The 24,351-nt window shown below is 70.6% G+C and carries 21 protein-coding genes; 10 read left to right on the top strand and 11 right to left on the bottom strand.

What is annotated here, in order from left to right:
- Position 1: 1 nt before the first annotated feature.
- Positions 2-868, bottom strand: coding sequence for a carbohydrate ABC transporter permease (locus tag Psi02_RS25815; RefSeq protein ID WP_239095155.1), 867 nt, complete (start codon positions 866-868; stop codon positions 2-4).
- A gap of 230 nt (positions 869-1,098) precedes the next feature.
- On the opposite strand from Psi02_RS25815, the gene Psi02_RS25810 reads away from it, so the two are divergent.
- The gene (locus Psi02_RS25810; RefSeq protein ID WP_203978236.1) at positions 1,099-2,016 is read left to right on the top strand and encodes a 5-dehydro-4-deoxyglucarate dehydratase; all 918 of its coding nucleotides are present in this window, start codon (positions 1,099-1,101) and stop codon (positions 2,014-2,016) included.
- A 61-nt stretch (positions 2,017-2,077) separates the two neighbouring features.
- Complete coding sequence (locus Psi02_RS25805) at positions 2,078-3,658, top strand: pectate lyase family protein (RefSeq protein WP_203978235.1); 1,581 nt, start codon at positions 2,078-2,080, stop codon at positions 3,656-3,658.
- 168 nt (positions 3,659-3,826) lie between these two features.
- Here the strand turns inward: Psi02_RS25805 and Psi02_RS25800 are convergent, their stop codons facing one another.
- Complete coding sequence (locus tag Psi02_RS25800; RefSeq protein ID WP_203978234.1) at positions 3,827-5,377, bottom strand: aldehyde dehydrogenase (NADP(+)); 1,551 nt, start codon at positions 5,375-5,377, stop codon at positions 3,827-3,829.
- A 1-nt stretch (position 5,378) separates the two neighbouring features.
- The gene (locus tag Psi02_RS25795) at positions 5,379-6,179 is read right to left on the bottom strand and encodes an NAD-dependent epimerase/dehydratase family protein (protein WP_239095154.1); all 801 of its coding nucleotides are present in this window, start codon (positions 6,177-6,179) and stop codon (positions 5,379-5,381) included.
- A 265-nt stretch (positions 6,180-6,444) separates the two neighbouring features.
- Here Psi02_RS25795 and Psi02_RS25790 point away from each other — a divergent pair, with 265 nt between their 5' ends.
- The 5 genes from Psi02_RS25790 to Psi02_RS25770 are packed head-to-tail and all read left to right on the top strand — an operon-like array spanning position 6,445 to position 14,560.
- Positions 6,445-7,350, top strand: coding sequence for a 5-dehydro-4-deoxyglucarate dehydratase (locus tag Psi02_RS25790; protein WP_203978233.1), 906 nt, complete (start codon positions 6,445-6,447; stop codon positions 7,348-7,350).
- Positions 7,344-8,603 carry a glucarate dehydratase family protein gene (locus Psi02_RS25785; RefSeq protein ID WP_203978232.1) on the top strand — a complete coding sequence of 420 codons (1,260 nt, stop codon included), beginning with the start codon at positions 7,344-7,346 and terminating at the stop codon, positions 8,601-8,603. The genes Psi02_RS25790 and Psi02_RS25785 overlap by 7 nt, the downstream gene beginning before the upstream one ends.
- Positions 8,600-9,730, top strand: a complete 1,131-nt coding sequence (locus Psi02_RS25780) for a hypothetical protein (RefSeq protein ID WP_203978231.1) — start codon at positions 8,600-8,602, stop codon at positions 9,728-9,730. Before Psi02_RS25785 ends, Psi02_RS25780 begins: the two co-directional genes overlap by 4 nt.
- Before the next feature lie 15 nt (positions 9,731-9,745).
- On the top strand, positions 9,746-12,991 hold the full coding sequence (locus tag Psi02_RS25775) for an AfsR/SARP family transcriptional regulator (RefSeq protein ID WP_203978230.1): 3,246 nt from the start codon (positions 9,746-9,748) through the stop codon (positions 12,989-12,991).
- Between the two features lie 30 nt (positions 12,992-13,021).
- On the top strand, positions 13,022-14,560 hold the full coding sequence (locus Psi02_RS25770; RefSeq protein WP_203978229.1) for a DHA2 family efflux MFS transporter permease subunit: 1,539 nt from the start codon (positions 13,022-13,024) through the stop codon (positions 14,558-14,560).
- On the opposite strand, the gene Psi02_RS25765 is transcribed toward Psi02_RS25770, so the two are convergent.
- The 4 genes from Psi02_RS25765 to Psi02_RS25750 form a co-directional block, all read right to left on the bottom strand.
- The gene (locus tag Psi02_RS25765) at positions 14,553-15,125 is read right to left on the bottom strand and encodes a DUF402 domain-containing protein (RefSeq protein ID WP_239095153.1); all 573 of its coding nucleotides are present in this window, start codon (positions 15,123-15,125) and stop codon (positions 14,553-14,555) included. The genes Psi02_RS25770 and Psi02_RS25765 overlap by 8 nt on opposite strands.
- Positions 15,126-15,210: 85 nt before the next feature.
- Entirely contained in the window at positions 15,211-16,896 is a 1,686-nt protein-coding gene (locus Psi02_RS25760; protein ID WP_203957117.1) for a ribonuclease J, read from the bottom strand.
- A gap of 225 nt (positions 16,897-17,121) precedes the next feature.
- Positions 17,122-18,039 (bottom strand): 4-hydroxy-tetrahydrodipicolinate synthase, encoded by a 918-nt coding sequence (gene dapA / locus Psi02_RS25755; protein WP_203978228.1) that lies wholly within the window; start codon positions 18,037-18,039, stop codon positions 17,122-17,124.
- Between the two features lie 254 nt (positions 18,040-18,293).
- Positions 18,294-18,683 (bottom strand): hypothetical protein, encoded by a 390-nt coding sequence (locus Psi02_RS25750; RefSeq protein WP_239095152.1) that lies wholly within the window; start codon positions 18,681-18,683, stop codon positions 18,294-18,296.
- A gap of 217 nt (positions 18,684-18,900) precedes the next feature.
- Between Psi02_RS25750 and Psi02_RS25745 the strand changes: the two genes are divergently transcribed.
- The 3 genes from Psi02_RS25745 to Psi02_RS25735 all read left to right on the top strand — a co-directional run bounded on the left by Psi02_RS25745 (position 18,901) and on the right by Psi02_RS25735 (position 20,944).
- On the top strand, positions 18,901-19,638 hold the full coding sequence (locus Psi02_RS25745) for a GntR family transcriptional regulator (protein WP_203978227.1): 738 nt from the start codon (positions 18,901-18,903) through the stop codon (positions 19,636-19,638).
- Between the two features lie 52 nt (positions 19,639-19,690).
- Positions 19,691-20,374, top strand: a complete 684-nt coding sequence (locus Psi02_RS25740) for a JAB domain-containing protein (protein ID WP_203978226.1) — start codon at positions 19,691-19,693, stop codon at positions 20,372-20,374.
- A gap of 87 nt (positions 20,375-20,461) precedes the next feature.
- Positions 20,462-20,944, top strand: coding sequence for a GntR family transcriptional regulator (locus Psi02_RS25735; RefSeq protein WP_239095151.1), 483 nt, complete (start codon positions 20,462-20,464; stop codon positions 20,942-20,944).
- A gap of 31 nt (positions 20,945-20,975) precedes the next feature.
- Here Psi02_RS25735 and Psi02_RS25730 read toward each other — a convergent pair whose 3' ends face one another.
- From Psi02_RS25730 to Psi02_RS25715, 4 genes are all read right to left on the bottom strand, one after another.
- Positions 20,976-21,599, bottom strand: a complete 624-nt coding sequence (locus Psi02_RS25730; protein WP_203978225.1) for a DJ-1/PfpI family protein — start codon at positions 21,597-21,599, stop codon at positions 20,976-20,978.
- Entirely contained in the window at positions 21,533-22,567 is a 1,035-nt protein-coding gene (locus tag Psi02_RS25725; RefSeq protein WP_203978224.1) for a GlxA family transcriptional regulator, read from the bottom strand. The genes Psi02_RS25730 and Psi02_RS25725 overlap by 67 nt, the downstream gene beginning before the upstream one ends.
- Before the next feature lie 83 nt (positions 22,568-22,650).
- A complete protein-coding gene (locus tag Psi02_RS25720) occupies positions 22,651-23,079 on the bottom strand; it encodes an MmpS family transport accessory protein (RefSeq protein ID WP_203978223.1) in 429 nt (142 codons plus the stop codon).
- 213 nt (positions 23,080-23,292) lie between these two features.
- Entirely contained in the window at positions 23,293-24,315 is a 1,023-nt protein-coding gene (locus Psi02_RS25715) for a hypothetical protein (RefSeq protein ID WP_203978222.1), read from the bottom strand.
- Positions 24,316-24,351: the final 36 nt, after the last annotated feature.

Raw genomic sequence — 24,351 nt, 5'->3', positions numbered from 1 at the left:
GTCATCGTTCCTCCCCGAACCGGCTGAGCCGGAGATAGAGAAGGGAGAAGAACAGCAGGATCACGAACCCGGCCATCGTCAGCGCCGAGCCGTAGCCGAAGTCCTTCGAGTCGATGGCGCGCTGCGCCACGTAGAGCGGCAGCGTGGTCGTGACCTGCGCGGGGCCGCCGCCGGTGAGCGTGTAGAGCAGGTCGACGTTGTTGAACTCCCACACGGAGCGGAGCAACGTGGCCAGCACGATCGCGTCACGCAGATGGGGCAGCGTCACGTGGCGGAACCGCCGGACACGGCCGGCGCCGTCGACGGCCGCCGCCTCGTACAGCTCACCGGGGATGCCCTGCAGTCCGGCGAGCAGGAGGATCGCGAAGAACGGCACCCCGCGCCACAACTCCGTCACGACGACGGCGGGGAAGACCGTGTCGAGGTTTCCGAGGACGGCCGTCTCCGGCTGACCCAGGAACCTCAGCACGCCGGTCCCCGGTGTGTAGAGGAGGATCCAGATGCCCGTCGTGAGCACGCCGGAGACCGCCCACGGGGAGAACACCAGCGACCGGGCGAGCCCCCTGCCGATGAAACTTTCATTCACGATGAGTGCCAGCGCGAGACCCAGCAGGAGTTGCAGGCCGATCTCCGCGACCACCCATTTCGCGGTGAAGCCCAGGCTCTGCCAGAAGAGCTCGTCCTCGAAGAGCATGCGGCGGAAGTTCTCCAGCCCGGCGAACCCGTCGGCCCACGGCCGGGTCAGGTTGCGATTTTGCAGGCTGTAGTACGCGACGCTGCCGATCGGATAGACGAGGAACGCGGCGATGAGCGCCACCGTCGGGGATATCAGCAGGTACGGCACCGCTCTGCGGCGCAGGGACGCCATCGGCACCCACCTCTCAAGATGACACATTTCTGAACCAGGTTCACAAACGTGGACGGCCTCCACGGTGATGTTCGGTCAGGGGGTTGTCAAGGAGTCGTGTCCTATTCGAAATGTTTCCGATCTCCGCATTCCTGATTTCGGCTCGATGTCTTGACCGCGGGGCGTGCCGGGCTTACCGTCCGGGTGTTCATGTATATGAATTCCGTCCAGAGACATGTCAGGGGTGCCAGTTGTCGTTCGACGGCCTGCTGTTCTTCCCGGTCACGCCTTGCGACGAGGAGGAGCGGCTCGATCTCGGAGCCTTCCGGCGGCATGTCCGCCAGGGCGTCGAGGCGGGCTGCGGAGCCGTGTTCGCCTGCTGCGGGACCGGCGAGTTCGCCGCGCTGAACCTGCGCGACTACGCGGCCTGCGTGGCGGCCGCCGTCGAGGAGGCCGGCGGCCGGGTGCCCGTCGTCGCCGGCACCGGGTACGGCACGGCGATGGCCCTGGAGTTCGCGGCGGCCGCGGCGGACGCGGGGGCCCAGAGCCTGCTGGCGCTCCCGCCGTACCTCGTCCAGGCCGGCCAGGACGGCCTGCGCCGCCACTACGAGGCGCTCGCCGACGGGAGCCGGTTGCCGATCATCCTCTACCAGCGGGACAACGCCGTCTTCGAGCCGGAGACCGTGGCGGAACTCGCCCGGCATCCCGGGATCATCGGCCTGAAGGACGGCCACGGCGACCTGGATCTGATGCGGCGGATCATCGCCGCCGCGCCCTCCGGGCTGCTCTACTTCAACGGCCTGCCGACCGCCGAGACGTCCCAGCGGGCCTACCGCGACCTCGGGGTGGTCCGGTACTCCTCCGCGGTGTTCTGCTTCCTGCCGCAGCTGGCACTGGCCTGTCACGACGCCTTCCGCGACGGGCGGGACGACGTCGCGGACCGTCTGATGAAGGAGTTCTATCTGCCGCTCGTCGAATTGCGGGGCCTGGGCCCCGGATATGCCGTCTCCCTGGTGAAGGCGGGGGTGCGCCTGCGTGGTCAGGACGTGGGACCCGTCCGCCGGCCGCTCGTCGATCCGAGCCCCGAGCACGTGAGCAGGCTCGCGGAGCTGATCGAGCGCGGCCTCGCCCTGATGGAGGACCTGGAGCGATCCCCGGACCCGCCATGAGATCGCGGCTCGGCAGCGATCGCGGGAGCCGGCCCCGGGCCACCGGAAACGGAGTCAGCTCATGCGCAACAAGACCCTCCTCCTGTCGGCCGTTCTGGCGCTCGCGACGGCCGCGCCCGCCGGGGCGGCGACCGCGAGCGAGGCGGCCGCCACCGGGACGGCCACCGGCGTCGTCAGCACCATCGCCACGGCTACCGACACGACCACTGACACGACTACCGGCACGGGTGCCGGCGCCGTCAGCACCGCCGGCGCCGAGCACGGCGCCGGGCTCGGCGCCGGGCTCGGCCGTCGGATCCTGCCCGCGAACGACGGCTGGGCGTCCGCGGGGACCGGGACGACCGGTGGAGCCGCGGCCCCACCGGCGAACGTCCACACCGTCACCAGCCGGTCGCAGCTCGCGGCGGCGCTGGCCGCGCCCGGTCCCCGGATCATCTACGTCAAGGGCCGCCTCGACAGCGGCAGGAGCTGCGCCGACTACGCCACGGACGGATACACGCTCGCGGGCTACCTCGCCGCCTACGACCCGGCCGTCTGGGGCAGGGACGCCGAGCCGTCCGGCCCCCTCGAAGACGCCAGGGCCGCCTCGGCGGCGAACCAGACCGCCCACATCAAGCTGAAGGTGCCGTCGGACACCACGATCGTCGGCCTGCCCGGCGCGACGATCCGGCATCTCAACCTGCACGTCGACAAGGCCGACAACGTCATCATCCGCAACATCCGGTTCGAGGACGCGGTCGACTGCTTCCCCCAGTGGGACCCCACGGACGGTGAGACGGGCAACTGGAACTCGCTCTACGACAACATCTCGGTGACCGGCTCGACACACGTCTGGGTGGACCACAACACCTTCACCGACGGCACCAACCCCGACTCCGCCCAGCCGCTCTACTTCGGCCGGCCGTACCAGGTGCACGACGGGCAGACGGACATCACCAACGGGTCCGACTTCGTGACCGTGTCATGGAACGAGTTCTCCGGCCACGACAAGACCATGCTGATCGGCTCGACCAACAACCCGGCGGCCGATGCCGGGAAGCTCAGCGTGACCGTTCACCACAACCATTTCTCCGACACGCTCCAGCGACTGCCCCGCGTGCGGTTCGGCAAGGTCCACGTCTACGACAACTATTACGAGGTCCCCGACGCAGCCACGTTCGTCTACGCGATCGGCGTCGGCGTGCAGTCCCAGATCGTCGCGGAGAACAACTACTTCCGGCTGAGCCGCGCCGTCGACCCGGCGGCGCTGCTCTACGACTGGGGCGGCACGACGCTGACCGCACGCGGCAACCTGCTGCGCGTCGGCGGGAAGGAGCGGCCGATCGACCTGGTCGGCGTTTACAACGCGGCCCACGACCCCGACCTGGGCACCGACGCGGGATGGACCCCGACGTTGCACACGCGGATCGACCCCGCGGGCACGGTCAGGCGGGAGGTGTCCCGCCACGCGGGTGCGGGTCACCTGTCCTGCCCCGTCCCCGTCCCGACCGGCGCGGCGATCGCGCCGGGCCCGGGGCGCCTCAGGCCCAGGGCGCCCAGGGCGCTCAGGGCCGGGCTCGCCATCGAGCCCGGCCCCCGAGTGGGCGTGATCATGCACAAGTTCGGTCCTGCACCCCTCCGCCTGCGAATTCTTCAAGCATGATCATGCACGGATTCGGAAGAGTGCCCGCTGACCTGCACCGCCGGTCATGGTGATCATGCAGAAGCCTGGGGGCGTCACGAGGCCACAGCGGCGTAGAAGCCGAAAGCAGGGCACAGCCGACAGCGTGTTGAGGAGTACCGACGATTAGGGCCGGCGCGGAGGCGTCCTTCAGGCGCGCAGACGGCCGTCCACGCGCTGGGGCACCCCGAGCGGGTTGTCGTCGCGCAACTCGGGCGGCAGGAGTGCCTCGGGCCAGTCCTGGTACGCCACGGGGGTCAGCCACCGCCTGATCGCGGCCGCTCCGACCGAGGTGTGAGCGGGGGCGGTAGACGCGGGCCACGGGCCGCCGTGGTGCATGGCCCACGTGACGGCGACCCCGGTCGGCCAGCCGTTCCAGATGAGGCGGCCGGCGAGCCGTTCGAGGACCGGCACGATGTCAGCGGCCTCCTCAGGCCCGGCCCCCTGATCGGCTCTCTGATCAACTCTCTGACCGCCCGCCTGCGCGGCTTCCTGCGCGCCTCCCTGTACGGCCGAGTGGACGGTTGCCGTCAGCGAGCCCGGCAGCCGCCGAAGTACGGCAGGCAGGTCGGACGGATTGCGATATTTCACGACTATCGCGGCGGGGCCGAAGCACTCCTCCCCCAGCTCGGGAAGCCCGTCGGCGAAGGCCTCCAGCGGAACGGAGAAGACCTGGGGAGTCACCGCGTCCGCGACGGTCCCGGCGGCGCCGGTCGCCAGCCGGGCCACGCCGGCCCGCACGGACAGCCGGTCGACCGCGCGGAGATACCCGTCGTGGATTTTGGCGGTGAGCATCCGGCCGCCGGTGGTCGCGGCGACCGCGTCCCCGATCGCCCGCTCGAACTCGCCCGCGTCACGGACCCTGTGCCCGCCCGCGTCACCGGCCGTGTCGCCATCCGGGCCCTCCGGCACGAAGATCAGGCCGGGGTTGGTGCAGAACTGCCCGACGCCCAGCGTCAGCGAGGCGGCGAACCCCGCCGCCACGGCCGCCGCGTCCGCCGAGGGCAGCACGATCACCGGGTTGACGCTGCCGAGCTCGCCGTAGAAGGGGATCGGATCCGGCCGCTGGTCGATCAGCCCCTTGATGGCCGTGCCGCCCGCGAGCGAGCCGGTGAAGCCGACCGCCGACACCAGCGAATGCCGCACCAGCGGTCCGCCCGCGTCGAAGCCGTGCACGAGCCCGAGGAGGTCGGGATCCGGCAGGGCCTGCCGTACGACGGAGGCGGTCAGGTCGGAGGTCTCCGGGTGGCCCTCGTGCGCCTTGACCACGACGGCGCAGCCGGCCGCGAGCGCCGAGACCGTGTCGCCGCCCGCCACCGAGAACGCGAACGGGAAGTTGCTCGCCGCGAAGACCGCCACGACCCCGACGGGGTGGTTCATGCGCCGCACGTCGGGACGGGGAGGCGTCGCCCCCGGATCCGCGTGGTCGATGACGGCCTCGGCCGAGCCGCCGTCTCGCAGCACCTCGGCGAACAGCCGGAACTGCGAGGCGGTCCGCCCCACCTCACCGCGCAGCCGCACCTCGCCGAGGTGCGTCTCGGCGTCGGCGACCGGCCACAGTTCGTCGAGATGCTTCAGCAGCGCGTCGGCGACGCCCTCCAGGATCGTCGCGCGCTCCGCCGCCGGGGTGGCCCGCCACTTCGCCCCCGCCGCGGCCGCGCGTTCCACCACCGTGTCAATCACCGTGTCGATGCCGGTCATGTCAGCGCTCCCGGGTGAGGTTGTCGACGTCGAGCGCGGGTCCGCAGAACCGCCCGCCCAGCAGCGCGTGCTCCATGCTCTCCGGATCGGGCTCACCGAGCTCGGCGATGAGGTCCGGCGCGTAGACCTCGGCGTCGTCCTTGGGCTCGTAGCCGATGGCCCGGCCCTCCTCCAGCGACCACCAGCCGCGGGTGTTGGCGGAGACCCCCCAGACCACGTGATATCCGTCCGCGGCCAGCGACGCCTCGGTGAGCCGGGCGCAGTCGTCGGGCGACAACCAGGTCGAGAGCATGCGCAGGTCCCTCGGCCGCGCGAAGCACGACCCGATGCGCAGACAGGTCACCGCCATGCCGTACCTGTCGTGGTAGAGGGAGCCGAGCGCCTCCTTGGTCACCTTGCTGACGCCGTAGAAGGTGTCCGGGCGGGGGAACAGATAGTCGGGGGCCTCGGCCTCCCGAGGGTGGAAGCCGACGGCGTGGTTGCTGCTCGCGAGCACGACGTGCCGGACGCCGGCCTTCCTGGCGGCCTCCAGCACCACGTAGGTGCCGTTGATGTTGACGTCCAGGATGTCCTGCCAGGGGTGCTCCACGCTGTACCCGCCGAGGTGCAGCACGGCGTCGACGCCGTCCATGGCCCCGGCCATGGCCTCGGGATCGGTCACGTCGGCCGTGACCGCCTCCTCGCCGTCGCCGGGCTCGACCGCGGCGAGGTCGAGCAGGCGAAGGACCCGCCCCTCGCGGGCCAGTCTGGGACGCAGCAGGGTGCCGACGCCGCCCGCGGCCCCCGTCATGAGAATTCGCATGGTTCTCCTGTCCGACGTCGAACCCGCCGCACCTTGGCCTTGCCGGCCCGTCGTGGCGGCCTCTCCCGTAATCTCCACCTGTCAGATATCAGCATCTATGTCCGCTTATTTAGGGAACCTTGACACCGTTAGTACCGATTCTTACAGTTGCCGAGGACAGTTCACAATCCTGACTCTGATTCACGTATATGAACAGAGATGGATGTCGCCCTCGGCTCCGGCCTGGCCGCGCCGACGGTGACGGCTACGAAGATTGCGTGGATCGATGCGTCTCGATGGTGTCTTGTTCTTCCCGGTCACTCCTTTCACCGCCGACGGCACGCTCGACGAGGAGGCGCTGCGCCGGCACGTGGAGGACGGCGTGCGCGCGGGCGCCGGAGGGGTCTTCGCCGCCTGCGGCACCGGCGAGTTCCATGCCCTGAGCCTGGAGGAGTACGCACGCGTGGTGCGGATCGCCGTCGAGGCGACGGCGGGGCGCGTCCCCGTGTTCTCAGGCGCCGGAGGACCGCTGCCGTTCGCGCGGGCGTGCGCCGAGACCGCCGCCCTGGCCGGGGCGGACGGCCTGCTGGTGTTCCCGCCCTATCTGGTGACCGCTCCCCCCGCCGGACTGGTGGGCTACGTCCGCCGGGTGTGCGCGGCGACGGATCTTCCCGCGATCGTCTACCAGCGCGGGAACGCGGTGTTCACCCCCGGCGCCGCGGCCGAGCTCGCTCTGGAGCCGAACATCGTGGGGTTCAAGGACGGCCTCGGCGACCTCGACCGGCTGCAGCGGATCGTCCTGGCCGTACGGCAGGCCACCGACCGCGACTTCGCCTTCTTCAACGGGATGCCCACGGCGGAGATGACCGTCCTCGCCTACCGGGGGCTCGGCGTGAACCTCTACTCCTCGGCCGCCTTCTGCTTCGCGCCCGAGGTCGCGCTCGCCTTCCATCGTGCGGTCACACAAGGGGACGAGGTCCTGACGCGACGGCTGCTCGCCGAGTTCTACCGCCCGCTCGTCGAGCTCCGCGATCTCGTGCCGGGCTACGCTGTCGCCCTGGTCAAGGCGGGCGTCACGCTGCGCGGGCTCGACGTCGGCGTGGTGCGCCCGCCCCTGATCGACGCCGCGCCCGAGCACGTCGCGCTGCTCGAACGCCTCATCACGAGGGGAATGGAGATCGCCGCATGCTGATCCGCGAGGTCACGGTCACGCCCGTCGCCTTCAGGGACCCCCCGCTCCTCAACGCGGCGGGCGTGCACGAGCCGTGGGCGCTGCGCACGATCGTCGAAGTGGTGACCGACGAGGGCCTCACCGGCCTGGGCGAGACCTACGGCGATCTCGACCACCTCGGCAAGGTGCGGACGGCCGCGCGGGCGCTGATCGGGCTCGACGCCTATCACCGCAACGCCGTGTACACGGCCGTGGCCGCCTCCGTCGGCGCCGAGGTGGTCACCGACAAGCACGGGCTGACCGGGGCCTCCACACGGGAGAAGACCGTCGACCGGGTGTTCTCCCCGTTCGAGGTGGCGTGCCTCGACATCCAGGGCAAGGCCGCGGGACGGCCCGTCGCCGACCTGCTGGGCGGCAAGGTCAGGGACGCCGTGCCGTACAGCGCCTATCTCTTCTACAAGTGGGCCGGGCATCCGGACGGGCCCGACGACGTGTTCGGGGCGGCGCTCGACTCCGCCGGCCTCGTCGAGCAGGCCCGCCTGCTGGTCGACCGGTACGGCTTCCGCTCGATCAAGGTGAAGGGCGGGGTGCTCCCTCCCGCTGAGGAGGTCGAGGCCGTCCTGGCCCTTCGGGAGGCGTTCCCCGAGCACCCGCTGCGTCTCGATCCCAACGCGGCCTGGAGCGTGGACACCTCGATCGAGGTGGGCCGCGCGCTCGACGGCGTCCTGGAGTACCTGGAGGACCCCGCCGACGGCATCGAGGCGATGGCCGCCGTCGCGCCGCACGTCCCCATGCGCCTGGCGACGAACATGTGCGTGGTCACACCGGACCACCTCCCCCCGGCGGTCCGGCAGGGGGCGATCGGCGTGCTGCTCCTCGACCACCACTACTGGGGCGGGCTGGTGAAGTCCTCCCACATCGCGACGTTGTGCGCGACCTTCGGCATCGAGCTGTCGATGCACTCCAACTCGCACCTGGGGATCAGCCTGGCCGCGATGACCCACCTGGCGGCGGCCACGCCCGCCGTCACCCACGCCTGCGACACCCACACGCCGTGGCAGGACGGTCAGGACGTGGTCGCGCCCGGCGCGCTGCGCTTCGTGGACGGGGCCGTCCCCGTGCCGGACGGCCCGGGGCTCGGTGTCGAACTCGACCGCGACACTCTCGCGGTCATGAACGAGCAGTATGAGAAGTGCGGGATACGCTCACGCGACGACACGTCGTACATGAAGCGCTTCCACCCGTCCTTCTCCGCCCGGAGGCCACGCTGGTGAACGTCATCTACGCCTACCCCTGGGACCTCATCGGCGACGACGCCGCCGCAGGGCGTCTGAAGGCGCTCGGCGCCGACGCCGTGGCGCTGGCCGCCTCTTACCACACGACCCGGGCGGCCACCCCCCTGCATCCGGCCCATCGGCTGGTCGACGCCCCGCACTCCGCGTGTTACGTCCCGGTCCGGGAGGAGGCGTGGAAGAACAGCCGCCTGGTGCCCGGCACGCCCTCGTGGATGGCGTCCGGCGACCCGTTCGGGGAGGCGCGTGACAGTCTGCGCGCCGAGGGCCTGGCCGTACACGCCTGGACGGTGCTCACGCACAACTCGCTGCTGGGCGCGGCCAATCCCGACCTCGTCGTCAGGAACGCCTTCGGGGAGTCCTATCGATACGCGCTCTGCCCTGCGTCCGGCGACGTGCGTGAGTACTGCCGGACGCTGGTGCACGAGGTGGTCGAGCTCGGCGAGCCTGACGCGCTGATCCTCGAGGCATGCGGCGCGCTGGGGTTCCGCCACGGCGGCCACCACGAGAAGACCGACGGGACCGACTGGTCCCCCGCCCAGCTCACGCTGCTGTCCCTGTGCTTCTGCGCGGCCTGCGTCTCCCGGTACGAGTCGGCGGGTCTCGACGTCACCGTGCTGCGTTCGAGGGTCAGGGCGGCCGTCGACCGCGACCCCCGGTCCGTCTCGTCGGTGGAGGAGGCCCTCGGCGACCTGGCGGAAGCCGTACGGGATCTCCGGACGGGGCTCGCGGGCGAGTTGCGGGACCTGCTCCTCGCCGAGGCCCGGTCGGTACGGCCCGGCATGCCCGTCGCCCTGCACGCGAGCGCCGACCCATGGGCGACGGGACCCTTCGCGACCGTGCCCGCCGGGGTGGACGCCGACGTGCTCGTGGGCAACTGCTGGAACGCCCTCGAGGTCGACGAGGCCGGCCTGCGGGCGCTCGCGCGGCTCGGCCCGCGCGTCGGCGCCTACCTGCTGGCCCTTCCCCCGCGGCCCGCGGACCCGGCGGCCCTGTCGTGGCTGGCCGACGCCTACACCGCGGCGGGAGCCGAGGAGATCCACTGGTACCACGGCGGCCTCGCCTCGGCCGCCCGCCTGGAAGCGATCTCCGCGACCATCGCCCGGTGAGCGACAATCACTGTCATGCGGTTCGGCATTCTTGGCCAGACAGAGGCCTGGCTCGACCACGAGCGCCCGGTCTCCATCGGAGGCCCGGGCCTTCGTGCGCTTCTCGGACTGCTGCTCCTCGGCGCGGGCCGGGTGGTCACCAGCGAGCGCCTGATCGACGGCCTCTACGGCGCCGAGCCTCCGGCGAGCGCGACCAACGCCCTGCAGGCCCAGGTCTCCCGGTTACGTCAACAGATCGGCGACCTCGTGGTGCGCCACCCCGCCGGCTATCGCCTGGCCGTCGAACCCGACGACGTGGACGTGTCGCGGTTCGAACGGCTGGCGGCCGAAGGCCGGCGCGCCCTGGCATCCGGCGATCATCACGCGGCCGCGGCGCTCCTGCGTGAGGCGCTCGGCCTCTGGCGCGGCCCCGCGCTCGCCGACATCCCCGACGCGCCGTTCGCCGCCGCGGAGGCCGCACGGCTGGAAGAGCTGCGCCTGGACACGGCCGAGGACCTCGCGGAGGCGGCGCTCGCGCTCGGTGAGCACCGCGATCTCCTGCCCGAGTTGCACCGGCGCGTGACGGTCCATCCGCTGCGCGAACGGTCGCGCGGCCAGCTCATGCGCGCGCTGTACGCGAGCGGACGGCAGGCCGAGGCGCTCGCGGCCTTCGAGGACGCACGGCGGCGGCTCGCCGACGAGCTGGGCACCGATCCGTCCGCGGAACTGGCCGCGATCCACCTGGCCGTGCTCCGCTCCGACCCCTCCCTCTCCCCCGCCTCTCCGGCCCGGCGGTCGATACCGGCCCAGCTCACGACGCTGGTCGGGCGGGCGGACGAGCTACGGCTCATCGACGCCCTGCTCAGTGAGGCACGGCTGGTCACCCTCACGGGACCCGGCGGCACCGGCAAGACCCGGCTCGCGGCCGAGGCCGCGGGGCGCCGGTCCGGCGGCGTCTGCTTCGTCGAGCTGGCGCCGCTCGGTGACGGGACGGACGTGCCCCAGACGGTGCTCGCCGCGCTCGGCCTCCAGGAGACCGGCCTGCTGGCAGGCCCCGCCCCCGGACGGCAGGCGGCGCTCCCGGATCCGCTCGCCAGGCTCGTCGCGGCCCTCACCGACCGGCCGCCACTGCTCGTGCTGGACAACTGCGAGCACGTCGTCGAGGAGACCGCCCGGCTCGCCGACCGGCTGCTGGCCGCCTGCCCCGCACTCCGCATCCTCGCCACCAGCCGCGAGGCGCTCGGCATCACCGGCGAACGGCTCTACCCCGTTCCGCCGCTGGCGCTTCCGCCGTCGGGCAGCGGCGCCGGCGAAGCGCTCGCCTACCCGGCGGTCGAGCTGTTCGCCGAGCGTGCCCGCGCCGTGTGGCCCGGCTTCGAGCTCGACGCCTCGATCGCCGAGGACGTCCTGCGCGTGTGCCGCGCGCTCGACGGGCTGCCGCTCGCCATCGAGCTTGCCGCCGCCCGGCTGCGCTCGATGAGTGCCACCGAGATCGCGACCAGGCTCGGCGTCGCCGTGCGGGGCGACGTGGAGACGATCTCCGGGGTCGCGGACGACGCTCCCGCCGACCGTTTCGCCCTGTTGTCACGCGGAAGCCGTACGGCGCAGCCACGGCATCGGACGTTGCGCGCGGTGGTCGAGTGGAGCTGGGACCTGCTCGACGACACCGAGCGTGCGCTCGCGAGACGACTGACGGTCTTCGCGGGCGGAGCGACGCTGGAAGGGGCCGAGCAGGTGTGCGGGCTTCCGGACACCGACGGCGTGCTCGCCTCCCTCGTGGAGAAGTCCCTGGTCGAGGTGGTGGGCGACCGCTATCGGATGCTCGAGACCATCAGGGCCTTCTGCGCGGAACGGCTCGCGGAGGCGGGCGAGGAGGCACGCCTGCACGACGCCCACTCCGCGTATTTCCTTCGGTTCGCGGAGTCCGCGGACGCCCACCTGCGCCGGTCGGAGCAGTTGGAGTGGCTGCGCCGGCTGGACGACGAGCACGACAACCTGCACGCGGCCGTGCGCAGGGCGATCCGCTCGGGCGACGCCGTCCGCGCGCTGCGCCTGCTGTCCGCCTCGACCGGTTACTGGCTCCTGCGCGGTCTGCGCAGTGAGGTCGCCGGCCTCGCGAGGGACCTCCTGGCGCGGATCGGCCCGGAGGTGCCGGCCGGTCTCGACGAGGAGTACGCACTGTCCGCGTTCTTCGCCGTGTGGGGCGGCGGTCACGTCGCCGAACTCGGCGGCTACATGGAGACCGCCCTCGGGCTGGTGGACCACATGGAGACCATTCCGCGCCAGCCGTACGTCTTCCTGGTCCGCGCGACCGTGGGCGGCCCGCCGGAACGGGGCACCGAGATCCAGGTCCCGCCCGGTCTGCTCGGGGTGGATCCGTGGGTGAGTGCGCTCATCAACTTCGGCGGCGCGTTCCTCCTGGCCTTCAACGGGCGGCTCCAGGAGGCCGAGCGCCAGGTCATCGCGTCGGTCGCCGCGGTCAGGGCCATCGGCGACCGCTGGTTGCTGGTGACCATGATCTCCGCCCACGCCGACCTGGTCACCCTGCGAGGCGACTACGGCGAAGTCGAGGCGCTCTGCAACGAGGCACTGGAACTGGCCGAACAGCTGGGCGCCGTGCTGGACGTGGCCGAGATCCTGTGCCGCCGGGCCGCGGGACGGGCCCGGATGGGCGATGAGGCCGGAGCCCGCGCCGACTACAAGCGCGCCGTGGGCCTGGCCAGGCGCGCCGGCGCGCCGGAGATCCTCGCCACCGCGCACCTGGGACTCGGCGAGATGATCCGCCTGCGAGGTGACCTCGGCGAGGCCCGCTCGCTGTTCGAGAATGCACTGGCGGAGTGCACCGCGGACTCCTACAGCGCCGAGGAGGCACGCACCCGCCTGTTCCTGGCGCTCGGCTGGATCGCACAGATGGAGGGCGACGAGGCGAACGCCCTGGCCTGGCACCGCCGGGCGCTCACCACGGTGGTCAGCGACCGGGACCTCTCCCTGGCCGCCCGGATCGCGGAAGGGCTCGCCGGAGTCGCTCTGCTCTCCCACGACGGCGAACGGGCGGCCCTGCTTCTCGGCGTCGGGTCGGCGCTGCGGGGCTCGCCGTCCGTAGGGGACCCCGACGCCGCCCGGGTCGCCGCCCGCTGCCGCGCGCTTCTCGGCGACGCCGCCTACGACGACGTGTACGAGCGCGGCAGGCTGCTGACGGGTGAACGGATGACCGCCGTCCCCGACGCCTCGGCGCCCGCACTGACCGTCCTGGAAGGGCACCTGTCAGCGTTCGGTGGGTGACTCGTCAGCGCTCCCGTCCACGCTGACGGCATGAACGACACCCGTAAATGGGGCACGCTCGTGATCGCCTGCCTCGCCATGTTGCTGCTGTCCATCGACCTGACCGTGTTGCACCTCGCCGTCCCCAAGCTGGTCGTGAGCCTGAACCCGTCGGCGACCCAGTTGCTCTGGATCGCCGACATCTACGGCTTCGCGCTGGCCGGCCTGCTGGTGACCATGGGCAACGTGGGCGACCGGATCGGCAGGAAGCGGCTGCTGCTCATCGGCACGGTCGCCTTCGGGGTGGCCTCCGCCGTGACGGCCTATGCTTCCGGCCCCGGCCTGCTCATCGCGGCCCGGGCCCTGCTCGGCGTCGCCGGGGCGACCATCATGCCGTCGACGTTGTCGCTCATCCGCAACGTCTTCACCGATCCGCGGCAGCGGACCACCGCCGTCGGCATCTGGAGCAGCGTCTCGGCCATCGGCTTCGCCCTCGGGCCGATCATCGGCGGGGCGCTGCTCGACCACTTCTGGTGGGGGTCGGTCTTCCTCATCAACCTGCCCGTCGTCGCGCTCATCCTCGTCGCGGGTGCGTTCGTATTGCCCGAGTCGCGCAATCCCAACCCCGGCCGGATCGACCTGGTCAGCGTCCCGCTCTCGGTGGTCGGTGTCCTCGGGCTGGTCTACGCCCTGAAGGAGGCCGCCTACCACGGTGTCGCGGAGGTCTCCGTCGTCGTCTCCGCCGCCGTCGGCCTCGCGGCGCTGGTGGTGTTCGTCCGGCGGCAGACGAAACTGGCCGAGCCCCTCATCGACGTTCGCCTCTTCCGCCGGCGGTCGTTCTCCGCGTCGGTGGGCGCGGAGCTGGTCGCCATGTTCGCCATGCTGGCGATGTCGCTCGTCTTCGCCCAGTACTTCCAGCTGGTCGCGGGCTGGACACCCCTCATCGCGGGCCTCGCGGGGATGCCGGGCGGGCTGGCCGGCGGCGCCGGCGGCGCCCTGGCAGGACCGCTCGTCCAGAAGATCGGCCGGGGACCGGTCGTCGCGCTCGGCCTGGTCATGGTCGCCATCGGATTCGCGCTGTTCAGCCGCATCGGGATCGAGGTGAGCTATCCCTACATCCTCGTCGCCATGATCATCCAGGGCATGGGCATCGGATTCACCTTCGCCGTCACCAACGACACGCTTCTCGCGACGGCGCCGAAGGAGCGGGCCGGAGCCGCGGGGGCGATCTCCGAGACCGCCCACGAGATCGGAGGCGCGCTGGGGATCGCCGTGCTCGGGAGCGTGCTCAACTCCGCCTACCGCAACGGGCTCGACCTGCCGTCCGGGGTACCCGCCGCGGCGGACGGCCAGATCCGCGACACGCTCGGAGGCGCGATCGAGGCCGCCGCCACGCTGCCCCGCGACCTGGCCGCCGCCGTCACGGACGCGGCCAAGCAGGCGTTCGTGGACGGCATCCAGGTCACCGTGCTGACGGCCGCGGCGATCCTCGTCTGCCTCGCGGGCGCCACCCTGTTCGCCCTGCGCGGGGTCCCCAAGGTGATCCCCGAGCACGAGGAGCCGGCCGACCGGCCCGTCGCGGTCAGCTGACGAGCGACAACCACGGGGCGTGCGCGCCGCCGAAAGGGCCGGACGCGCGGCCCACGGCGTCCATCAGCCAGGCGGCCGACCGCTCCGCCTGGCTGATGACGTCGTCCGGATACGCGTACCGGACCTGATGTTCGGCGAACTCGTCCTCGTCGTCCAGGTGAAGACGGCCGTCTCTGAACCGGATGACGTCGAGGTCGAGATCGACCATGGTCACCTCGTCACCGTGCCACCGCGGCACGGTGGTGACATCGCAGTAGATCTCCATCGTGTGCGGGGCCGCGTAGAACACCGCGGTCCACCACGCGTCGCGGGGGAACAGGCCCACATGCGCCTGCACCCACGTCGTCGGCGGACCGTGACCCTTGCGGGCCACGGTCCCCGCGGGACAACCGACCCACACCCCGTGCTCGTCCTCGCCGAGCAGCCGCCCGGAATGATTCCAGTGCAGGCCGCCGCCGTATTTGCGGTAGACCACCCTCACCTCGGCGACGTTCACCCCATCCGCGCCCACCTCGTCCGCGCCCACCTCGTCCGCGCCCACCTCGTCCGCGCCCACCTCAGACATGGGCGGCACGCTACGTCAGGGTCCGCGCCGGGCGCAACGGTGATCGCCGTACGGGGGCCACACCGGAGTGCGGCCCCTGCGGAGACTAGACCTCGACGATCACCGGAATGATCATCGGCCGGCGACGGTAGGTGTCGCTGACCCAGCGGCCCACCGTGCGGCGGACCGTGCGGCGGATCTGCATGATGTCCGCCACTCCGGCCGCGGCGACCTCCTGGAGGGCGATCTCGATCTGCGGAATGACCGCGTCGAACGCCTCCGGGTCGATGCCGGACCCACGCGCGGTGATCTCCGGTCCGCCTGCCAGCTTCCCCGTGGTGGAGTCGACCACGATGACGATGGAGATGAATCCTTCGTCGCCGAGGATGCGCCGGTCCTTCAGCGCCACATCGGTGATGTCCCCGACCGAGGTGCCGTCGACGAACACGTAACCGCAGGGCACCGCCCCGACGACGGAGGCCTTGCCGTCGACCAGGTCGACGACCACGCCGTCCTCCGCGATCACGATGTTCTCCTGCGGGACCCCCGAGAGGCTCGCCAGGTGGGCGTGCGCCCGCAGGTGGCGCCACTCGCCGTGAACCGGCATGAAGTTGGACGGCTTGGTGAGGTTCAGCACGTACAGCAGCTCACCCGCGGCCGCGTGACCCGAGACGTGGACCCGCGCGTTGCCCTTGTGGATGACCTTCGCGCCCCAGCGTGTGAGACCGTTGATGACCTTGTTGACCGCCGTCTCGTTGCCGGGGACCAGCGAGGACGCCAGCAGGACGGTGTCACCCGCCGCGATCCGGATCGGGTGATCCCGGTTGGCCATCCGTGACAGCGCCGCCATCGGCTCGCCCTGGGAGCCGGTGCAGATCAGCACCACGTCCTCCGGCGGCCACTCCTCGATCTCCCTGGAGTCGACCAGCAGGCCGGCCGGGATCTTGAGGTAGCCGAGATCGCGGGCCACGCCCATGTTGCGGACCATGGACCTGCCGATGAGGGCCACCTTGCGGCCGTGGTGCTCCGCCGCGTCCATGACCTGCTGCACGCGGTGGATGTGCGAGGCGAAGCTCGCCACGATGATGCGCTTGTCGGCCGTGCGGAACACGTCGTCGATGACCGGCGCGATCTCCCGCTCGCTCGTGACGAACCCGGGCACCTCCGCGTTGGTCGAGTCCGACATGAGCAGGTCGACGCCCTCGGCCCCGAGCCGGGCGAAGCCGCCGAGATCCGTCAGCCGCCCGTCCATGGGCAACTGGTCCATCTTGAAGTCGCCGGTGTGCAGCACGATTCCCGCGGGCGTGCGGACGGCGACCGCCAGCGCGTCCGGAATCGAGTGGTTCACCGCGAAGAACTCGCACTCGAACGGCCCGAACCGGCGCCGCTCCCCCTCGATGACCTCGGCCTTGACCGGCTGAATCCGGTGCTCGGCCAGCTTGCTCTCGATCAGCCCCAGGGTGAGCCGCGACCCGACCAGCGGGATGTCCACCCGCTCACGCAGCAGGTACGGCACGGCGCCGATGTGGTCCTCGTGCGCGTGGGTCAGGACGACGGCCTCGATGTCGTCCAGGCGATCGCGGATGTAGTCGAAGTCGGGCAGGATCAGGTCGATGCCCGGCTGGTCGGGCTCGGGGAACAGGACCCCGCAGTCGACGACGAGAAGACGGCCCTCGTACTCGAAGACCGCCATGTTGCGGCCGATCTCCCCCAGACCGCCGAGCGCGACGATGCGCAGCCCGTTGTCGGGCATCGGCGGGGGCGGCGCAAGCTCGGGATGCGGGTGGCTCATGAGAGCTCCTCCCCGCGCTCGTGCCGATGACTATCTCTGGTATTTCGCTCGCTCATTCGGCTCCATATGACTCAGGGATTGTGGACAACGTGCTGAACGCCGCAGCCCCGGTTCCTTGGGGGAAGGGGACGCGGCGAAAGGACCGGAGCCGGGCTCCGGCCGAAGACGAAGGGGCGCGGCGCCACGAGGGCCGCGCACGGCCGGACGCGACGCGTCCGGCGTGACTCAGCTGTCGGCAAGTTTGAGACCTCCGGCGATGAGGTCCTCGCGCAGCACCACGACCTGCTCCTGGGTGGCGTCGACCAGCGGAAGCCGGACGAAGCCCGCGTCCAGGCCGGCCAGCTTCAACGCCGCCTTCACCATGATCGCACCCTGGGTCCGCGTCATGATGCCGGTGGCCACCGGCAGCAACTGACGGTGGACGGCGAGGGCACCCGCCACGTCACCGGAGCGGTACAGGTCGATCATCGAGGCCAGCTCGGCGCCCGCGACATGGCCGATGACGCTGACGACGCCGGCCGCGCCGACCGACAGCCAGGGCAGGTTGAGCAGGTCGTCGCCGGAGTAGAACGCCAGGTCCGTGGTGGCGATGACATGGGAGCCCGCGAACAGGTCGCCCTTGGCGTCCTTGACGGCGACGATGCGGGGATGCCGCGCGAGCCGTACCAGCGTCTCGGTGTGGATCGGCACGCCGGAGCGGCCGGGGATGTCGTACAACATCACGGGAAGCTCGGTCGCGTCGGCCACCGCCGTGAAGTGGCGGAACAGCCCCTCCTGCGGTGGTTTGTTGTAGTACGGGGTCACCGCCAGCAACCCGTGCGCCCCCGCACGCTCGGCGGCGCGGGCGAGCTCCACGCTGTGGTGGGTGTCGTTGGTCCCCGCGCCCGCGACCACGCTGGCGTGGTCACCCACGGCTTCCACGACCGCTCGCAGAATGCGGTCCTTCTCCTCGTCGGTGGTGGTGGGGGACTCCCCCGTGGTGCCACTGACGATGAGACCGTCATTGCTCTGCTCGTCCACCAGGTAGGTGGCGAGCCGCTGGACACCCTCGTAGTCGACCGCGCCGTCGGAGGTGAACGGCGTGACCATCGCAGTGAGCATGCGGCCGAAGGGGGCGTCGGAGGTTCCAGTTGGCGATGCCATAAACGGAACGCTACCTGGATCCCGACATGCCCGTGGACCCCGCCACCCCGTTATGCCGAAGTCACCGCCGCCGCCGCGACACGCGGGACAAGGCAGGGCGATCCACATCACATGCGGGCAACGAAAGAGACCGCCGATATGTGCTCGGGGGTACACACATCAGCGGCCTCTACCGGAGAATCGCCGCGTCTTACGCCGGCGTTACACGCTCCTGAAGAGAATTTTTCCGAACCTCCCCGCGGGACGGCGGACGCTCAGCGTGCCTGCCCAAGAATCAGCCTCATCCATAGATCTTCCATGCGTACGGTGATGAGCCGTTCGGTCTCGTGAGCCACAGGACCGCCGGGCTCGCGAACGGTCCGCCGGATGAACAGCAGGCCGCCGGCGTGGCACAGCTCGTAGATCGTCTCCTTGCAGTCGCAGGTGTGCCTGCGGACCCGCACGCGATCACTACGCCGCGTGTCCCTCATCCACTTGATCCGCTCGTGCTCCCGCTGGAGGGGCGCGACGTGGATGCCGTGATACGGCGGCGCGATCGCGACCGACCGGCGGGCCCGGGACTTCGCCGGGGTCCGGCCTCGGGACGGCACCGCGGTCCGAGGGGCGGGACGGGTTCCCCCCGGCCGCCAGGCGGCGCCCGCCACCCGGCCTGGATCGTCCGGTGGCCGCGAACCGCCTGCGACCGCCGTGAGATTACGCGAAGAATCCAGAATCGGGGGACCTGACCGTGGAGCACCACATTGGACCATTTGGCGACCTTTCAGCGGGCAAAGTTGGAGCCACAGGCGAGCTTCATTACTCAGGGTTGTCTGCCGAATACGCCAAGATTGGGTTTCCGCCCAGCCCCCGAGGGATGGATTGATGGCCAACTCTGATCCGGTTTACCTGCGCGTAGTCGAGGACCTCCGCCGTCAGATCGTCGACGGCACGCTTCCGCCAGGAGCTCCGATCCCCTCGCGGCATCAGATCACCCGGAAGTACAGCGTCGGTGAGACCGCCGCACGTCACGCACTGCGCGTGCTGGCCCAGGAGGGCCTGATCGTCGGACGGGTGGGCTCGGGACACCGGGTCCGCGAAAAGCCGACTCTCCTGCCTTCCTACCGGAGCCGCGTGCCCGAACCCCACACACCGTTCGCCATGGACATGCAGGCCAACGGCCGGCAGCCGAGCTGGAACTGGCGCAGCGAGCTCGCCGAGGCGCCGCCGGAGATCGCGCAGCGCCTGCAGCTCAGCCAGTGGAGCCCGGTGATCAGAATCCGCTTCGTCTTCCGTGGCGACGGAAAGCCGATGCAGCTCGCCACGTCCTACGAACTGATCGAGTTCGGCCAGAGCCAGTCCCCGGAAGAGGGCACCGCCGAGCGCAGGAGCACGGTGTCCCGCATGGCGGCGAACGGCACCAAGATCACGGAGATCAGTGAGAGCGTTCACGTGCGCGTGCCGCAACCGACCGAGAGCGACCTGCTCGAACTGCCCACCGGCGTGCAGGTCCTGCACGTCGAGCGAACCCACTGGGCCGCTGAGCGCCCGGTGGAGACCAGTGACATCGTGATCCCGGGCGACAAGTTCCGCCTGGTCTACGGGATTCCCGTCTCCCTCTGACTGTCGGTGACCGCTGGTACAACCATTCCGGATTCCCCATCCGGAGGTGCCGATGCGCGTCAAGGACCTGCCCCCGGCCGACCAGCCTCGTGAACGGCTCCTGAACTCGGGCGCGACGGCCCTGGCCGATCGAGAGTTGCTCGCCCTGCTGCTCGGCTCGGGCAGCAGGGGCGTCAGCGCGGTCGAGCTCGCCTCCCAGCTCATCGCCCACTGCGGCGACCTCGGCGAGCTCTCCCGATCCGAAGCGCACCGGCTGCTGGCGGTGCCCGGCGTGGGGCCCGCCAAGGCCGCGCGCGTCGCGGCCGCCTTCCATCTCATGCGGAGAGCACAGGCCGAGCCCGAGCGGCTACGCGTCAGATGCTCGGCCGACATCGCGACGGTGGCCGCTCCGCTGCTCCACGGTTGTCCGCGCGAGAAGCTCGTGATCGTGGTCTGCGATCCGCGCGGCGCCGTGATCCGGCGGACCGTGATCAGCGAGGGCGGCAGCGACCACACCTCCGCGCCCGTTCGCGACATCGTCGCCACCGTCCTCATCTCCGGCGGTGCCGCCTTCGCCCTCGCGCACAACCACCCCAGCGGTTCGCTCGAACCGAGCGCCGCCGACCTCGACGTCACCGCCCGTCTCAGCGAGGCCGCGGAGACCGTCGACCTGCGCTTCCTCGACCACGTGATCGTCACCGACGTCGCCTGGCGCAGGATCGCTCTTTCTTCTGACACGGATCGAAGATACGTCTAGTTGTATTGACCTGTCTAGTAGAATACTTTGGTCTAAACAGACATAGCTCTACGATTGGCCCTGTTCCAGGTCGCCTATCTTTCGAGCGTGCTCGACCATGACGGTGACACTCACCTGTACGTGCAGATCGCCGAGATCATCCGGCAGCAGATCCTGCGCGGCGATCTCGCGCCCGGACACGCCGTTCCGAGCGAGGCGACGATCCAGAGCGAGTTCGGCGTGGCCAGGACGACGGCCCGGCGGGCGTTCCATCTGCTGCGCGAAGAAGGTCTGATCTACACGGTCCAGGGAGAGGGCACGTTCGTCGGCCCTCCGAGCGAGGCGGCGAGGGAACCGCGCAGGACTCCTCTGTACCGCCAGATCGCGAACGACCTCATCGACCGCATCCGCGGCGGAGATCTGCGGCCCCGTCGCCCCGTCCCCAGTGAGACCACGCTGGTGCAGCAGTACGACGTGGCCCGCGAGACCGTGCGCAAGGCGATCGCCGTCCTGCGTGAGGAGGGCTGGATCTACACGGTCCCGCAGCGGGGAAGCTTCGTCTCCCCCGAGGACGAGCAGCCCCGGTCGTAGACCGTCGTCCCGCTCCACCGAAGGGAATCGGTCAGCTGATCAGCCGCAGGGCCCGGTCGGCCAGTCCTTCGGGTGCGGTCGCCGGCGAACCCGCGTCGAACGGCGGTTCGGGGTCGTACTCCATCGCCAGTTGAACGGCCTGCGCCGTCGTCACGTCGCTGAGGCGCGCGAGCAGGGTCAGCGCCATGTCGATGCCGGACGAGACGCCCGCCGCGGTGACGATCTTCCCGTCCACGACGACACGCTCGCTGACGGGCTCGGCGCCGAAGCCGGCGAGATGTTCCAGCCACCCCCAGTGGGTGGTCGCCCGCCTGCCCTTCAGCAGGCCCGCCCCGCCCAGCAGGAACGAGCCGCTGCAGACGGACGTCGTCCACAGGGTGTGCTCGTGCGCCTCGGCGATCCAGGCGACCAGGTCGGCGTCCTCCAGCGCCTCGGCCGTGCCGGGACCACCGGGAACGATGATCACATCTGGCCTCGGGACGTCCGCGAGGGACGCGGTGGCCGTCAGGCTGAGACTTCCCCTGTCGTCGACGACCGGCCCGGCCTGGGCGGCCACGAAGGTGACCGTGCAGCCCGGCGCGAACGCCATCACCGTGTACGGCCCGACGGCGTCGAGGGCGGTGAAGCGGGGGTAGAGGGGGATGGCGACGTGCACGATCGGTTCTCCTTCGACTGGAACCGGCGACGGTAGTCGCCGGGCGAGATGCGCCAGTGACGGCGGAAGACGCGATAGAGGGTCTCCGGCGCCCCGAGCCCCGACTCCCGCGCCACCCGGTCCAGAGGGTGGGCGGTGACCTCGAGCAGCCTCCGGGCGATGTCGGCCCTGCTCCGCTCGACGTACCGGCCGGGCGACAGGCCCGTCTGCTCGGTGAAGACGCGGGAGAAGTGGCGCTCGCTCATCCCCGCGCGCCGCGCCAGAGCGGGCACGCTGAGATCTCCCGCCGGGTTGGCGTCGATGAACGCCTGAAGCTCGCGTAGAGGCTCCAGACGGGGGACGACGGCCCGCATCGCGGTGCTGAACTGGCTCTGCCCACCGGGCCTGTGCAGGTAGACCACGAGCCCGCACGCGATGTCCCGCGCGAGCGCGTGGCCGTGGTCCTCCGCGACGAGAGCGAGGGCGAGGTCCACCCCGGCGGTGACTCCGGCGGAGGTCCAGACGTCCCCGTCCTTGATGTAGATGGGGTCGGCGTCCACCTCGACCTCGGGATATTCGGCGTCCAACTCGGACGCCGTCAGCCAGTGCGTGGTCGCCCGCCTGCCGTCGAGCAGTCCGGCCTCCGCGAGGAGGAAGGCGCCGCTGCAGACCGAGGCGACCCTGCGCGACACCGACGCCAGGCGGGCGACTCCCCCGACCAGGTCCCGATCACGCCGGTGCTTCTGCGCGGACGGGCCGCCCACGACCAGGAGCGTGTCGATCGGCCCCGCGACCTGGTCGAGCGGGGTCTCCACGACGGTCGTGATCCCGTTCTGCGCCGACACGTGACCGGCCCGCACTGCGGTCATCTCGATGCGATAGCCGTACTCGGCCGCGAGCAACGTCGCGGTCGCGAACACGTCCGCCGGACCCGCCAGGTCGAGCAGTTGAAAGCCATCGAAGACCACGATCACGACACGCCGTTCCATGGACCCATGGTGGCCAGAGGGGAGGCATGGCGTCCACGCCACGTGTATTGCAGATCACGCCAAGAGGCGGCGCCTGTACAGGTCTAGTCGCCGAGCCCGTCGACCTCGACCTGGCATGACCCGAACGAGTTGGCCTTCTCCTCGCCGACGATCTTCCCGTCCATCTTGATCCGGCAGGTGATGGTCCCCTCCGTGTCGTCGCTCTGCATCAACAGCGACAGCGCGTGCACGTCGTCCTCCGCCGAGGCGGTCGTCGAGAAGGGGAGGGGGACGTCGGACTGCTGCGTTGTGCCGAACCCGACGCTGTACGAGAGATACCTGGCGGTCTTCGCTCCGCCGGAGCCGGTCACCTCGAAGGTCACCTCGTGGTCGCCGTGGGCGGGCCCACCGCCCGTGCACCCGCCTGTGACGAACCCCGTCAGGCCGAGGACGAGGCTCGCGACGGCCAGTCCGTTCGTACGGCTCGGCTGCGGCGGCCGGGCGGGCTGACCGTACGGGGGCTGCTCGGTCACGTCGGACTCCAGAGGGTGAGGGGAGGCCACGTCTGGTCGACAGAGGGTGTGCGTCACCCATGCTCCACGATCTTGCCGGGCTCCGGAACGGCCTGGAGCGTCCTTTCCCCGACTCCCCGACTCCCCGGCGAATCGGGGCGGCCCTTCAGCGCCCCCGGGGAGATGGCCGGTCACCCGGCGCCGATCACCACGCCGTCCCCTCGATCAGGCCTGTCAGAACACCGGAATGATGTCCTCGGGGTCGATCACGTCGACCGCGACGCCCTCGATGTCCAGTTCGGGGATCGCGGGAAACTCGATCCCCCACCGCTCGACGATCACCCGGACGCGTGCCATCGCGATCCGCCAGTTCTCCGCCTGCTCGTCGTAGGACAGCACGCCGAGACCGGCGTCCCGCGCGTGGTCCATCAGGACCCGGTGGTTGTGCAGGAAGTACGGCGGGAGCTCCCAGAAGCCCTCCGGCGGCTCCCAGAGGATCATCGACAGGAACACGAAACCGGCCCGTAGCTGCCTGGTGATGAGGCTGCGCACGTCGTCGGTGAGCCCCGGCCACTCGTTCTCGAGGATCGTCATGCAGATCTGCAGGTGCCGCGACTCGTCCCGGCCGATCTTGTGGAACATCTCGGAGAACAGGGGGTGGCCGGTGGCGCCGGCCATGCCCCGGAACAACGTCGAGGCCGCCATCTCCCCCATCATGAAGCTGGTGAAGAGCACGGCCAGCGAGTACTTCCCCACGGCCGCGTTGTAGCCCGTCCAGTAACGGCCGCCGTTGTGGTAGAGCCAGCCGATGTTGTTGTGCGCGGCGTGCTCCAGGTCGGTGGACGGCTCCCAGCCGAGCGGCCCGCCCGGCCACAGCCGGGAGATCGACCGCTGGCAACACTCCTCGTGGTTCATCTCGTCACGGGTGATCGAGAAGAAGCACTTGCGGACGGGATCCTCCTCGTGCTTCTCGAACGCCTGGATCGTCGCGCGGGCGAAGACGGCGGGACCCGACGCGTCGAAGTTGGCCAGCACGGAGAACCAGTACATGATCCCCAGCCGTTGCTCACGGGTGAACGCCGCGGGATCGAGCAGGTCCCAGGGGAGGTCGGCGGGATTCCACACCATCCGCTTCGACTTCTCGTAGATCGCCGCCAGCTTCGCCGTCTCGACCCGCCACTCCATCGGGTAGATGTTCGGCTGCGGCACCTCGGGCGCGGGCCAGAAACCGCCTTCGGGAATCGTGACGTCCGTCATCGCTCCACCGCCGCTCGTATGGTGTGACAGTTTCAG

Origin of the sequence: Planotetraspora silvatica (genome assembly GCF_016863315.1) — a bacterium.
Lineage (GTDB): Bacteria > Actinomycetota > Actinomycetes > Streptosporangiales > Streptosporangiaceae > Planotetraspora > Planotetraspora silvatica.
Note: the sequence above shows the minus strand (reverse complement) of the source record. Positions and strands in the feature narration are given on the sequence as shown.

Bases quoted from the DNA above. Each gene is read 5' to 3' on its own strand.
- Psi02_RS25765 (WP_239095153.1), bottom strand. From the start codon at position 15,125: ATGTCTGAGGTGGGCGCGGACGAGGTGGGCGCGGACGAGGTGGGCGCG.
- Psi02_RS25800 (WP_203978234.1), bottom strand. From the start codon at position 5,377: ATGACCGGCATCGACACGGTGATTGACACGGTGGTGGAACGCGCGGCC.
- Psi02_RS25785 (WP_203978232.1), top strand. From the start codon at position 7,344: ATGCTGATCCGCGAGGTCACGGTCACGCCCGTCGCCTTCAGGGACCCC.
- Psi02_RS25740 (WP_203978226.1), top strand. From the start codon at position 19,691: ATGCGCGTCAAGGACCTGCCCCCGGCCGACCAGCCTCGTGAACGGCTC.
- dapA (WP_203978228.1), bottom strand. From the start codon at position 18,039: ATGGCATCGCCAACTGGAACCTCCGACGCCCCCTTCGGCCGCATGCTC.
- Psi02_RS25745 (WP_203978227.1), top strand. From the start codon at position 18,901: ATGGCCAACTCTGATCCGGTTTACCTGCGCGTAGTCGAGGACCTCCGC.
- Psi02_RS25790 (WP_203978233.1), top strand. From the start codon at position 6,445: ATGCGTCTCGATGGTGTCTTGTTCTTCCCGGTCACTCCTTTCACCGCC.
- Psi02_RS25805 (WP_203978235.1), top strand. From the start codon at position 2,078: ATGCGCAACAAGACCCTCCTCCTGTCGGCCGTTCTGGCGCTCGCGACG.
- Psi02_RS25760 (WP_203957117.1), bottom strand. From the start codon at position 16,896: ATGAGCCACCCGCATCCCGAGCTTGCGCCGCCCCCGCCGATGCCCGAC.
- Psi02_RS25795 (WP_239095154.1), bottom strand. From the start codon at position 6,179: ATGCGAATTCTCATGACGGGGGCCGCGGGCGGCGTCGGCACCCTGCTG.
- Psi02_RS25815 (WP_239095155.1), bottom strand. From the start codon at position 868: ATGGCGTCCCTGCGCCGCAGAGCGGTGCCGTACCTGCTGATATCCCCG.
- Psi02_RS25725 (WP_203978224.1), bottom strand. From the start codon at position 22,567: ATGGAACGGCGTGTCGTGATCGTGGTCTTCGATGGCTTTCAACTGCTC.
- Psi02_RS25715 (WP_203978222.1), bottom strand. From the start codon at position 24,315: ATGACGGACGTCACGATTCCCGAAGGCGGTTTCTGGCCCGCGCCCGAG.
- Psi02_RS25770 (WP_203978229.1), top strand. From the start codon at position 13,022: ATGAACGACACCCGTAAATGGGGCACGCTCGTGATCGCCTGCCTCGCC.
- Psi02_RS25775 (WP_203978230.1), top strand. From the start codon at position 9,746: ATGCGGTTCGGCATTCTTGGCCAGACAGAGGCCTGGCTCGACCACGAG.